This window comes from Chryseobacterium pennae, assembly GCF_003385515.1.
Taxonomy (GTDB): domain Bacteria; phylum Bacteroidota; class Bacteroidia; order Flavobacteriales; family Weeksellaceae; genus Chryseobacterium; species Chryseobacterium pennae.
Window position 1 is genome coordinate 194,292 of the sequence record NZ_QNVT01000007.1, and the last position, 13,540, is coordinate 207,831.

Annotated in this window: 8 protein-coding genes; 6 read left to right on the plus strand and 2 right to left on the minus strand. The window is 36.3% G+C overall.

Features of this window, described 5'->3' with window-relative positions:
- Nucleotides 1-20 precede the first annotated feature (20 nt).
- The 6 genes from DRF65_RS09820 (at nt 21) to DRF65_RS09845 (ending at nt 7,888) form a co-directional block, all read left to right on the plus strand.
- On the plus strand, nt 21-2,366 hold the full coding sequence (locus DRF65_RS09820) for a phosphocholine-specific phospholipase C (RefSeq protein WP_115970573.1): 2,346 nt from the start codon (nt 21-23) through the stop codon (nt 2,364-2,366).
- Between the two features lie 186 nt (nt 2,367-2,552).
- Nucleotides 2,553-3,131: a hypothetical protein gene (locus DRF65_RS09825; RefSeq protein ID WP_115970574.1), complete on the plus strand. Its 579-nt coding sequence runs from the start codon at nt 2,553-2,555 to the stop codon at nt 3,129-3,131.
- 103 nt (nt 3,132-3,234) lie between these two features.
- On the plus strand, nt 3,235-4,035 hold the full coding sequence (locus DRF65_RS09830) for a WxL protein host-binding domain-containing protein (RefSeq protein WP_115970575.1): 801 nt from the start codon (nt 3,235-3,237) through the stop codon (nt 4,033-4,035).
- Complete coding sequence (locus DRF65_RS09835; protein WP_115970576.1) at nt 4,028-6,778, plus strand: COG1470 family protein; 2,751 nt, start codon at nt 4,028-4,030, stop codon at nt 6,776-6,778. The genes DRF65_RS09830 and DRF65_RS09835 overlap by 8 nt, the downstream gene beginning before the upstream one ends.
- Nucleotides 6,775-7,299 carry a hypothetical protein gene (locus tag DRF65_RS09840; RefSeq protein WP_115970577.1) on the plus strand — a complete coding sequence of 175 codons (525 nt, stop codon included), beginning with the start codon at nt 6,775-6,777 and terminating at the stop codon, nt 7,297-7,299. Before DRF65_RS09835 ends, DRF65_RS09840 begins: the two co-directional genes overlap by 4 nt.
- Before the next feature lie 10 nt (nt 7,300-7,309).
- The gene (locus DRF65_RS09845; protein ID WP_115970578.1) at nt 7,310-7,888 is read left to right on the plus strand and encodes a hypothetical protein; all 579 of its coding nucleotides are present in this window, start codon (nt 7,310-7,312) and stop codon (nt 7,886-7,888) included.
- Nucleotides 7,889-7,989: 101 nt separating this feature from the next.
- Here the strand turns inward: DRF65_RS09845 and DRF65_RS09850 are convergent, their stop codons facing one another.
- Complete coding sequence (locus DRF65_RS09850) at nt 7,990-9,885, minus strand: SusD/RagB family nutrient-binding outer membrane lipoprotein (RefSeq protein WP_115970579.1); 1,896 nt, start codon at nt 9,883-9,885, stop codon at nt 7,990-7,992.
- A gap of 16 nt (nt 9,886-9,901) precedes the next feature.
- The gene (locus DRF65_RS09855) at nt 9,902-12,805 is read right to left on the minus strand and encodes a SusC/RagA family TonB-linked outer membrane protein (protein ID WP_115970580.1); all 2,904 of its coding nucleotides are present in this window, start codon (nt 12,803-12,805) and stop codon (nt 9,902-9,904) included.
- Nucleotides 12,806-13,540: the final 735 nt, after the last annotated feature.

Below are 13,540 nucleotides of genomic sequence, written 5' to 3' on the forward strand. Positions count from 1 at the left end.
CTTTCTTATTACGATTGATCATGGACAGAAGAGAATTTTTAGAAAAATCAAGTATTTTATTAGCAGGATTAGGAACCTCCGGTATCTTACACCCTGCTATCATAAAGGCTTTAGCGATAGAACCGGCTGCACAGTCTACCTTTTATGACGCAGAACATGTTGTTATTCTGATGCAGGAGAACCGTTCGTTTGATCATGCCTTTGGAACTCTTAAAGGGGTTCGGGGATTTCTGGATAAAAGAACTTTCATCAAACAGGATGGGCACTCTGCCTTTTTCCAAAAGGAAAATACCGGAAAATATGCTGCTCCAGCCCGCCTGGATCTGAGAAATACCAAATCAACCTGGATGAGTTCACTGCCCCATTCATGGGAAAATCAGCAACTGGCATTCAATAAAGGGAAGTATGACCAATGGCTTCAGGCTAAAGCTTCAGGTAATGAAAATTATAAAAATATTCCTCTTACCCTGGGATACTACAATCGCGAAGACCTTCCGTTTTACTACCAGCTTGCGGATGCTTTTACCATATTTGACCAATATTTCTGCTCTTCAATGACAGGAACTACGCCTAACAGGCTTTTCCATTGGTCAGGAACTCTTAGAGAACAGCAAAACGGTAAATCTAAAGCAAATGTTGTAAATGATGATATTGATTATGATAAAGCCAGACAGGCAAAATGGAAAAGCTTCCCTGAAATTTTAGAGGAACAAAATGTATCGTGGCGTATTTATCAGAATGAAATAAGTCTTCCCAAAGGTTTATCCGGTGAGCAGGAAGCATGGCTGAGTAACTTTACAGATAATCCGATTGAATGGTTTTCAAAATATAATGTCAAATTTTCAAAAGGATATTATCAGCATATTCCTGACATGATTGCTTCCCTGAAACAGGAAATTCTGAAAAAGCCTGCTCAGAAAGAAAGGCTGCAAGAAATCATTGCAGAGCTTCAGGAAGATCAGGTAAAATATCATCCGGATAATTATTCAAAGCTTTCTCCAATGGAGAAAAACCTTCATGAAAAGGCTTTTACCACCAATTCAAATGATCCGGATTATCATAATCTGGAAATCGGAAAGGACGAAAACGGAGAAAGACTGGTTGTTCCAAAGGGTGATGTTATGTTTCAGTTCCGTAAAGATGTGGAGGAGAAAAAGCTTCCGTTGGTTTCCTGGCTGGTAGCCCCTGAACACTTCTCAGATCATCCCGGTTCGCCATGGTATGGAGCGTGGTATATTTCTGAAGTTCTGAATATTCTGACCAAAGACCCGGAAATGTGGAAAAAAACAATCTTCATTATCAATTATGATGAAAATGACGGTTATTTCGACCACGTTATTCCTTTTGCTCCTCCGCTGAATCCAAGCCAGCCTGTTGATATCAACGGAAAAAGTGGTGTGGAATATGTGGATAAAGCCCAAGAATATATGTCTGATCCTACCTTAAAGAATTATGAAAAAGCAGAAGGAACAGTAGGGCTTGGCTACAGGGTTCCTATGATTATTGCTTCTCCGTGGACGAAAGGTGGTTTTGTAAATTCTGAAGTCTCAGACCATACTTCTGTTCTACAGTTTCTCGAGAAATTCGTTATGAAGAAATTCAATAAAAATGTTCATGTAGACAATATCAGCGAATGGAGAAGAGCTGTTTGTGGTGATCTTATTTCCGCCTTTAATTCTCCTGATATCAAGGCTGCCCCACAAATGGATTATCTGGATCAGAAAGATTATGCTAAAACCATTAATGCAGCCAAAAATAAGCCTGTTCCCCAACTAAAATGGTATTCTGAGAATGAACTGAAGAATGAATTACTGGAAATCCAGGAAAAAGGGTTGAAACCTTCTAACCCACTTCCTTATAACTTCCACGTAAATATTGAAGATGGCAAGATTACAATGGCTAACTTAAAGGAAAATGGTGTTCCTCTTCATCTTTATGACAGAACCCAATTCAATAGCAGTCATTATTATTTTTCTTATGCATTATATTCCGGTCAGGAATTATCTCACTCTACTGTACAAACAGGAGGTTATGATTATGAAGTTTTCGGTCCAAACGGTTTCTTCCGGAAATTTAAAGGGAATGGAGTTTCGGAATCAGAGGTTATTTTAATTAATAATCCTTCAAAGGGTCAGATTGAACTGATTATCAAAAACGGTAATAAAAGAAATATTATTCTGGAAGATCTATATGAAAAAAATAAAAAAACAGTATCTATCCTGAAACAGGAGCAGAAAATAGTCATTGATCTTAATCGATTTAAAGGCTGGTATGATCTAAAAGTGACCCTAAACGAACATATCTGGCATTTTGCAGGAAGACTAGAAACAGGAAGGGTCTCTGTTTCAGATCCACACTGGGCATAAATTATTTTTACTATAAAGCATTATAAATCCTGTACGTTTGTACTGGATTTTTTACAGATGAAAAGTGAAATATTTTTCAATTATATTACATTACGAAAGAGAAATAATCAACAATATAAAAATTATTATATATTTATTTCATAATTTGTTGATTTTTATTATTTTCACTTAACTAATATTAAGATCATGACTAAATTAAAATTAACTATTGCAATGCCTTTTATTGCAGCTGCTATATCCGGCAACTTAAGTGCTCAGGACACAAATACGGATGGCCATACAATTACTATTTCTATCCCTGAAGTTGCCCTGGTAGATATTGAACCTGCTGCTACGAAAAATATAACATTAGGATTCGCAGCCCCTACAGAAGCAGGAAACCCTGTTGTAGCAAGTGCCGCCAATACTACTTTATGGCTTAACTATTCTTCTATAAAATCTGTTGCAGATCCTACCCGTAACGTAAGTGTAAAGGTTAATGCTATCATTCCTGGAGTAGATATTCACGTAACTGCTGCTGCAGCTACCGGCTCAGGAGGTGGTACTTTGGGAACATCTGCAGGCCTTTTAACGTTAAGCGCTGCCGATCAGACTATTATTTCCGGTATCGGAAGTGCCTATACAGGAAATGGGGCAAATAATGGTCATAACCTGACTTATGCTCTTGCTGCAGGAAGTGGACCTGGCGGTGTTGCCGCTTATGCTGATCTTCAGGCAACAGCAACTACTGCAGCTACTGTTACCTATACAATATCAGATAACTAGTATTTAAATAAAATTCAATTCTATATTTCAAAGACAAGAAGAAATTGGATCTCAGTTTCTTCCTGTTTTTGTATGATTAATTATAAAACTCCCAACCTACATAATGATAAAGCGTATTCTTTTTTTAATCACTATGATTTTGCAGTTCAGTATTTTACATGCCGGCATTGTGGTTCTTAACGGGCTTACGCATTCCTATAAAGTAGAAAACGGACAAGTTTACAAAGGAAAAATAGCCATTGAAAATACAGGGGCCAATCCTCAGAGTGTAAAATTATTTTTACAGGATTTTACTTATCACGCTGACGGAACGATTAATTACGCGGCATTGCATACCCAAAAAAGAACCAATGGCGACTGGATAAAACTCAATACAAATTTAGTAACACTGAAGGGTAAAGAAAAAACAGAAGTTTTTTATGAAATTACCATTCCCGATCAGGTAATAGATCCAGGCAGCTACTGGAGTGTGATCATTGTAGAACCTGTAGATGATATAAAACCCAGTGATAAACAGCCTGGAGTAAGCATTACCTCTGTTATACGGTATGCTATTCAGGTGATTACAGATTATGACACAGAAAAGGCCAAACCGGACCTTACATTCGAAAATATCAAAGTAGAAAAAGAAGAAGGAAAGCAAACTGTAAAAATTGCAATAGCCAATCATGGAAATCTTTATTGTAAGCCCACAGCATCTATTGAAATTTATAATCGTAAATCAGGAGAAAAGATAGGCACTTTTTCAAGTTTAACGATGGGATTGCTGCCTTCTACTTCCAAAACATTTTATATTGATATCAGTAAAGTGCCCTCTGCTCAGTACAAGGCTACTGTAATAGCAACGGATGAAGATGAGAACGCATTTGCGCTCAATGTGGAATTAGAAGTAAAAAATGATTAAAACCTGGACACAATTTATTATTATATTATTCCCGCTATTTGCTTTTTCTCAACATCAATCTCACCGATTGGCCAGTAAAAAAGATAGCTTAATGCCGGGGATGTCTACTTCTATTCCCTTTAGTCTTCAAAATAATTCATCTGAAAATAAAGTATATGATATTTCAGTTACCACTTCAAGTCCGCTTATCTCTCCCATCCTGGTAAAAGGAGAATCTCAGATCCCGCCCCATGAAGCTTCTGTATATCTTGTTCCTTTACGTATTTCAGCAGAAGCTACACAAGGTAACTATTCTGTCATTTTAAATATAACTGATCGTTCCAATGGAATATCTCTTACAAAGGTTTCACAAATTACAGTTTCTGCAAATAGAAATCTTTCCCTTACCGTACTGGATTCACCTGAGTTTACAAGGTCAGGAGAAACCATTCATGTTTCTTTTCTTGTAAAAAATAATGGAAATGTAACGGAAAATCTTATTCTGGAAAGTAAAAATGCAACCATTGATCATGCCTCCTCCATCACTCTGGGACCTAATGAATCCAAAGTGATTTCCATCTATAAAAAGACCAGTCCGGAACTGGGTCAAAATGAATTTCAAAATCTAAATCTTTCGGTATATTCTAAAGAAAACCCTAAAGAAAACCAGACTGCCTATATCAGTACTCAGGTTATATCCGTGAAGCCTGCCAATATGGATATATACCACAGGCTTCCTATTGCTGCTTCCCTATCCTTTATCGGGATGAAGAATATGGGGATCTATCATGATGGCTTTCAGGGTGAGATTTATGGTAAAGGAAGTTTGGATAAGGAAAATAAAAATCAGATTGAATTTCATGCTGTCACACATAATCCAATAGAGCTAAATACTTTCACTCAGTATGAGGAGTATTTTGTGAATTATAAAAGAGATAATTTATTCATTCATTTGGGTGATAAAACATATTCTTCCTCGTACTTAACTGAATTTGCAAGATATGGCCGTGGTGCAGAAATCCGGTATGATTTTAATAAGGTAAGTCTGGGTGGTTTTTATAATCATCCCCGGTTTTTCAGAGATATTAAAGATGAATTTAATATCTACTCAGCATTTAAAATCCGCAAGGAGTCTGAAATTTCAGTCGGATATCTTTACAAAACTCCTATAACGGAAAACGTTGATTTTGGAAGCACAAGATTAGACACTGAAGCTCACCTACCTTATACTAAAGGAAAATTTAAAATTTCGAAGAATATCAACCTTTCCGGGGAATTTGCTTACAGTACAACCAAGAAAAATGAGGGAACAGCTTATATGGCACAGGCTGAAATCAATTTTACAAAGTTCAACGGGAATTTGATGTATATGAAAGCAAGCCCTGAATTTGCCGGTTACTTTACCAATACCAACACCTTCAGCGGAAGTATCCAGTACAGGCTATCGAAGAAGATCAATGTTTTTGCCAACTATATGCAGGATGCCAAAAATTTTCAGAGAGATACCTTATTTCTGGCCGCTCCCTACAGAAAATATTTCCAATATGGAATACAGTATAAATATCTGTCCAACGGTTTTATAATATTTAATAATGGATACCAAAAATATCAGGATCGTTTAGAACCTAAACAGTTTGATTATTATGAACGCTTTTTCAGAGTTTCTGTAGATCAGCAGATCGGGATATTTCAGATTAACGTTGAAGGACAATTCGGAAAAACAGATAATTATCTGACAGATTTCAGCGGGAATTCAAGTTTATACTCAGCTAATTTATCATTTGAAAAATTCAAAACCTCTTTCACCCTTTTTGGGAGCTATGCCATCACTTCCAGATATCAATTACTAAATCAAAAACAATTCTATTACGGTGCAAGGGTTTTCAGTAAATTCTCTGACAAAACCAGTTTAAGTGTATTTTATCAAAACAATTATATTCCCGAAGAATACTTTAAAGACCGGAATTTATTTGAGCTCCTGTTTCACCAGCAGCTATTTCCGGGAAATGAGCTTGACCTTTCGGGAAGATATGCATTACAAAGAGGGCAAATAGGAGACAAGGATTTCATATTCTCAATTCGGTATACATGGCGACCTAATATCCCCGTACAAAGAACAGCCGAGTATGTCTCGTTATCCGGAAATGTAAGTAATCTTGGTATCAAAAAAACGGAAGGGATAAGATTAATGATGGGCAGTTATTTATCTGTTACGGACAAAGAAGGAAATTATATTTTTAAAAACGTTATTCCTGGTAATTATTTCCTCGAAATAGACCGTTCTACCACAGAGATCAATGACATCCCGACGGTTATTCTTCCTGCAACACTGCCTCTCAATAACAAAGAAAACATCTTTAACTTTGGGTTAACTACAGCAGCGAGTATACAGGGGTCTATTCAACTTTCTGAAACAGAAGAAAAAAAACAAACGGATATTGAAACATTCCAAGCTAAGAAAGGCAGAAACAAAAGAGAAAGCATCATTGTAGAAGCAATCAGCAATGAGCAGACCTATCGTAAAATTTGTTTTATAGGAGAAGATTTTGATTTCACTTATCTGCGACCGGGAGAGTGGGTTATCAAACTGTACAGAAATGGTCTTGACAAACGTTATAAAATTTCAAATGATAAATTTCAATTTACTTTAAACCCTTCAGAAACAAAAAAACTCAGCATCCAGATTGTTAAACAACAGATAGAAATTAAGTATCAGCAGGAATCCTTAAAAGTAGGATATAATCAAATAAAAAATAAGAAATGATTTTGAAGCGCTCCTTATTATTAACCTCTTTTATTTTTTCTGGTTTATTGTATTCTCAGGCAAATGTGACTTTAACTTTACCTGTTGTGACCTTAATGGATGTAGAGCCAACAGGAAATATTACATTAAACTTTACAGCACCTACTGAAGCCGGAAATCCTATTGGTAATCCAACGCCAAATACCACAAAATGGATTAACTATACTTCTGCAATTACTTCGGGAGGACTTACCAGGAGAATTACAGCAGCAATTAGTGGCACCCTCATTCAGGGAGTCAATATCAGACTGCAGGCAGCGGCAGCATCCGGAGCTGGTGGTGGCACCTTAGGAACTCCTTCTGCTCAGGTTACTCTTACCAATACACCTGTTACCATCATTAGTGGTATTGGAGGGGCTTATACTGGTAATGGAGCCAATAACGGGCATATGCTTACCATTTCCCTAGTTCCCAGTACCTATACAGATTTATCTGCACGGCCCAGTACAGCGCTTACCATTGTCTATACCATCACAGAGTAAAACCTGAACCATGAACATGAATAATAACTCTCTTAAAAAAATTATCTTAAAAAGATATTTATATATTTCTCTTTTAATAATCAGTTGCTATGTAAAGGGACAGGTAGTAAATGTCACCGGAAACTGGACTGCCAATATACCTGCTATTACTGAAGCGGGTAATAACTATTCAGGAATTTATGATAATAGTGCCAATACTGCACCGAATCAAATAGTATTATCCGGTTCAATACCTGACTCCGTTATTAAATTACTTTCAAGTTCAGGAGCAAAAATCACGATGCGCTATGTTTCCAATCCCTGGCACAGTTCCCTGGGGCTGTCTGCCAAAAGAGTTGGTGGAACTGCCAGTATATCTGGTCTTTGTCTTGGTTGTACGGTTAGTATTAATGGAGGTACTACCTATATACCCATATCATCGGCAACAGATGTCACCTTATCAACAATAACTTTCAGCGGGCTTTTAGGTATTGGTAATCACATCACATATTCAGGAATTGTAGTAAATACTCAGATATCCGGTGTTTCTGTTACAATTCCCGCCAGCACCTATAGTGCACGAGTAGTTTTCACGATAGTTGCCAACTGATGCAACAGATCATTGAGGATAATAACCTTAGAGTTTATCATTATATTAAAAAAATAACCCTTTCCAATATTCAGAAAGGGTTATTTTTTAATATAGTCAAATTAGTGCTTCGCCCACCAAAGAGGCGTAAGTACAGCATCTTGTCCACCCAATAGCTGTACTGCTTTCGTATACCCGTCCTGATCGGTATTTCGGAAGGTACTTGGATATCTTAACCGTTGCGGAAAATTCTGAATAGAGTTTGTCATATAATTTCCTGAATTCAAGTTAGGTAAATTAACCAATGGCGTTTCTACCGCAGGATTTTCAAAGAAAGGTAATCCCAGTCTTCTTTGATCACTCCAGGATTCCAATGGAAGCCATGGCATATTGGCAATATACTTTTGGGTAATGATTTTCGTAAGCTTATCATTTTTCACCGACCCGTTTTTGTAAATAGTATTTACCGGATATTTAATATCAACAGAAACCATATTTCCTGTGGAAGGATCTTTATAATTCATGGTATGGAAGGTTCCCGGTTCTGTAATGTGAGTATAAGCAACAGAAGTTCCATCACGATTATAATCCGTTGAGGTAATATACTGAGTATAAAACTGGGATACTCCATTATAGGCAAAGCTATCCTGGATTCCTTTATTATAGGCCGCATCATCACTCATTGGAACTGCCCATCCTTTCAGTGCCGCTTCAGCCATCAGGAAATAAGTTTCCCAGCTTGCAAAGAAAATTCTAAAGTTTTTACCTTCTCTATATTGCTTTCCTAAAGCCGGCATGCATCCAATAACTCCTCTTAGCCCATTTCTCTGGCCTTTTACTCCCCAACTCCCTATTGTCGTCGTATTCCAGGTATTTACCGTATTGATTGTTACTTTAGAACCGTTGGCAAATGTAAGATCTCCACTATTAGTAGAAGCTTGATTGGTATACGTGGGATAAAGGGAATAAATTGGATTGTTGAAATCACCTGGAATATAGAATGTTTTATAAGCTCTCGGATCGATTTTGTTTGGAAGCCCATCCAGCCAATATCCGGCACTTGGATCATTGGTCATTGTGGAGAATTGTTCATCATATCTTATACCAATATAATCAACATTTTTCACAGCTGTATGCTGTGCAGCCGGTAATTGATCTGTAGAGTTAATTCCCCCTAAACCGATATACATATTATTAAGAGTAGCTGATAAAATCTGTGAATTCCATTCCCTGGACATTACCCCTGATAAAGGATTCCATCCGGTATCTTCTTTAACTTTAAAATTATCATCACTGGTACTGATGAACATATTAGAATTAGCTGCCGCCTCAAACTCTGTTTTTGCTTTTGCCGGATCTACTTCTGAAATTCTCATGGCAACTCTCATTCTCATGGAATTGGCATACTTTACCCATTGCCCCCATTTAAATCCATATACCATATCATAAGCATTTGGATTGGAAGGAACAGGTTGGTTTACATCCAGTTTAGCTACTGCATCTTTTAGTTCATCTAATATAAAATAGTAAACCTCTTTTTCAGAATTAAACCCAGGATTTACTCCTTTAAATGCCTGAATAGGCTGTGGTCCAAAATTATCAGAAAACTCACTCATTAAATAAGCTCTCCAAATTCTGGCCACCTGAATAAGATTATCATAGTGAGCTTTGCCCTGGCCTATTGCTTTCTTTTCATTGGCAATTTCAATAGTTGCATTGGCATTATTTAACCATTCTGAAATTCCCTTCCAGTATTCTACAGTCCAGGAATCATCATATGATCCACCTGCTATTCCTGTTGTCAGATGTTGTCTTGCTGCAGTTTTCCAATAAAGGACAAAAGTACGTTCTGCAATATTGGGATCCTGTTGAGCTCCTAAAATAGAATTGTTTAAAAAATACTCTGGTTCTGCCTTATTAATATCTACGGAAAACGGATCATTATTGATGTCTTCAAAATCATTACATGATGTACAGATTACAGCTAATGCAATGAGGGATAAAATATATTTTTTCATAATGTTATTATTGATATTAAAAGCCTAATGTAATCGAAAATAAGTAAGATCTTGTAGTAGGGAATGCCAGATTTTCAAATCCTACAGCATTAGAATTGATCGCAAATACAGATTCAGGATCTATTCCTTTCGCCTTACTGTAGATCATCCATACATTATTTGCTGTAAAGGAAACTTTAGCACTTTGCAATGCAAGCTTTTGAAAAATGCTTTTAGGGAAATTATAAGAAACCTGAATATTTCTTAACCTGATATTGGTGGCATCGTAAATATTCTGTTCTGTAATTCCTAAGTTTCCAATCGTCACGGCTGTCCAGTAATCCTGCTGTGTAATTTCTTTTGTATTACCTGTATACACTCCGTTTTCCTGTACTACTGCGTCAAGAACAAAATTATCCCTTCTTCCTCCAGGAGCCGTGTCAGAAGCAAGCCCAACTTTCTGTAATGCCGATTGGGTAGACGAATAGAATTTTCCTCCGATTCTTCCGTCAATAAGGAACGAAACTCCGAAATTCTTATATACAAAACTATTGGTAATTCCAAACAAAGCTCTCGGTGTCTGATCACCTAAATAATATTGTTCAGCAGTAGCCCTGGGTAAACCATTTAGATCTACAATAAGTTTTCCATAGTGAGGGCTATTGGGATCTTCTACTCTTAAAAACTTTGTTCCATAAATAGACCCATAAGGTTGACCTACTTCTGCAAAAAAACCAACATTATCAAAACCTCCCAAAGGATATTTTACAACTTCTCCGTCAATCCGGTCAATCACACTCTTTAATTTAGAAAAGTTTGCATTTACATTCCATGTAAAATTCTCCTTTTTAAAAATATCTGTATTGACAACGATTTCAATTCCGCTATTACTAAGCCCACCCGAACTTATTTTCTTGTACTCATATCCGGAAAGTGGATTCATAGGTAAATCTATTAATTGATCCGTGGCAGTATTTCTGAAATAACTTACGTCTAACGAAACTCTGTTGAAGAATTTAAGATCTGCACCCACTTCAAACGTTTTAAGCTTTTCAGCATGTAGATTAGGATCATAAAGAATTTTCTTACGGCCTAGAATAGCATGACCACTTGGATCTGCCCCAAGCTTATAGGTATTATACAACTCGTAAGGATTCAGAGAATTTCCGGTTACCGCATAAGCTGCACGAAGCTTCGCAAAAGTTAATACTTTAGAAGTAGTTCCATTCAACTTATTCAACATTTCAGTTAAGACCAAAGAGGTACTGATAGAAGGATAAAAATAAGATCTGTTTTCAAGAATAAGTGTAGAAGACCAATCATTCCTTGCTGTTGCATTGATAAACCAATACCCATCATAATTAATTTCTGCAGAGGCAAATACAGAGTTGATCTTCTTCCAGAAATCGATCTCGTTATTAGCAATACCCGCAATATCACTTGTATTATTTACGCTAAACACATTGGGTACAATTAGATTTTGGGTACTGAAATACATGGCTTTTGTTCTGCTTTCCATCATTTGTCCATAGACTGAAAGTGATCCTCCCCATTTCCCAAATAAATTATCTTTTTTGGCTGTAAGACTTGCTATATAATTATTCTCATAAAACTTTTCTTCACTGGTTGCATAAGAATTTCTTCTTGAAGAGCCAGTCCAGACTCTTGCATCTGCATTTAAAGCATAGAAATCTGTACCTACTCTTACATCTCCACTTAGCCAATCATTAAATTGATACTTAAGATATCCATTCAAAAGGAAACGATCCTTCTTATCTGCATTAAGGCTGTTATAGGCAGACCAATAAGGATTGATGCCATTAGGAGTAATCCAGCGCGACTTTATATCATTTTGAGTTTGCCCGTCCCGATAATCCCTTATATCAATATTTTGGGGCATGAGAAGAATATTAGGATAATAATTACCTTCTCCTTTACCTCCTGAAGGTCTGTTATTGGCTTTTGTGCTTATGTATTGAACCTTTACTTCAGAAGTCCATCTTTTATTCACTCCAAAATTTGAGTTCATTTTAGCCATAAAATTGAATCTCTCAAATGTAGAGTTAGGAACCTGGCTGTTATCATTTAAATAATTAGCTGAAGTATATAAGCTGGTACCTTCTCCCAAATTTTCCTGAAAACTTAACGTGTGTTGTGAGCTTATTCCTGTCTTAAAGAAATTTTTCAGATTATCATAACTTTTCATATTGGCTCCTTCCAAAGCAGGCCCCCAAGAACTGGAATTATCACTAGTTGCAGAATTTACTACCCCATTCAGCCCTAAACCAAAACTATGCTGCATATCCGGCTTCATAAAAATAGTTTCAAAGCCTAAACTTGTAGAGTAAGTAATCCCTAGTCCTCCTTTTCTCTTCCCGGTTTTGGTAGTGATCAGGATAACCCCGTTCCCCCCTCTGGATCCATACAATGCAGAAGCAGCTCCTCCTTTAAGAACAGAGATACTCTCTATATCATCCGCATTAATATCAGCTAATCCATTTCCCATATCTAAATCCGGATTCCAGAAATCATTATTATAGTAACCATCATTCTGCTTGGCTTTTGAACCCGCACTATTACTCAATGGTACACCATCAACAACAATAAGAGGCTGATTATCTCCTTTAAGCGAATTAAACCCTCTAAGATTTATCTTTGATGAAGAAGCGGGTCCAAAGCCTCCTTTTACAACTTGAAGGCCCGCAACTTTACCAGCTAAAGCATTGGTCACATTAGTTTCTTTGGCATCAACCAGTGTTTGACCTTTTACATCCTGGAAAGAATATCCCAAGCTCTTTTTTTCCTTTTTAACTCCGTAGGCTGTTACAACAACTTCATCAATTTTCCCAACTTTAGTGGAGTCTGTATTTTGTGCAGACAATTCAGTAAAGCAGAAGAATAAAGCTGAAAGGAGCCCCACCTTAATTATTGTTTTATTCATAATTATATTTAATATTTTGCAATCAAATATAATATTTTATCAGTATTTAACAACACACTAATAAAAAACAAGCATAAAATTCAAAAATATCATTGAAACAATGAAAGTTATGATATTATAAATTAAAAAAGAATTACAATTTTAATAGAAATACAAAATTTTTGAATGAAAAAATGCTTACCAACAATGTGCAAATAAATAAAAGAATTTGATGAGTATTAAAAAAAATTGGTGATTTCTGTACAATCATCAATGAAGAATAGATGTAGAGACTTTAGTTCACAAGTAATCCTTAGGCATCCTGTAGAGATCAAAGACGTTGAAGATCTGCTACATTGTAACTTTCTTGCAACTCATTAAAATGAATATTATTTACAGGGTATAATCCTTCCAGAATGACAGAATATAGTAAGACAAACGATTCCAATGATATCAGAAATATAACTTGATAAAAATAAAGGATGGAGGGATAAAAATAAAGACAATGTAAAGAGAAAATAAGCATCAGGGATTCTACAGGCTCAGCATTCAATAGAAACGGGCTTTAGCCAAAACATAGATACTAGATAATATTCAATACTTATTGCTTATCACCCATTGTATTGGAGTATTGGGGTATTGGGATCTCTGAGCATTTTGATCCTTGAGTATAGAGCAAAAAAAAATCCTTTATCTTTCGATAAAGGATTTTTAAAAATAAAATAAAAACTGGCGGCGGCCTACTCTCCCGCGTTA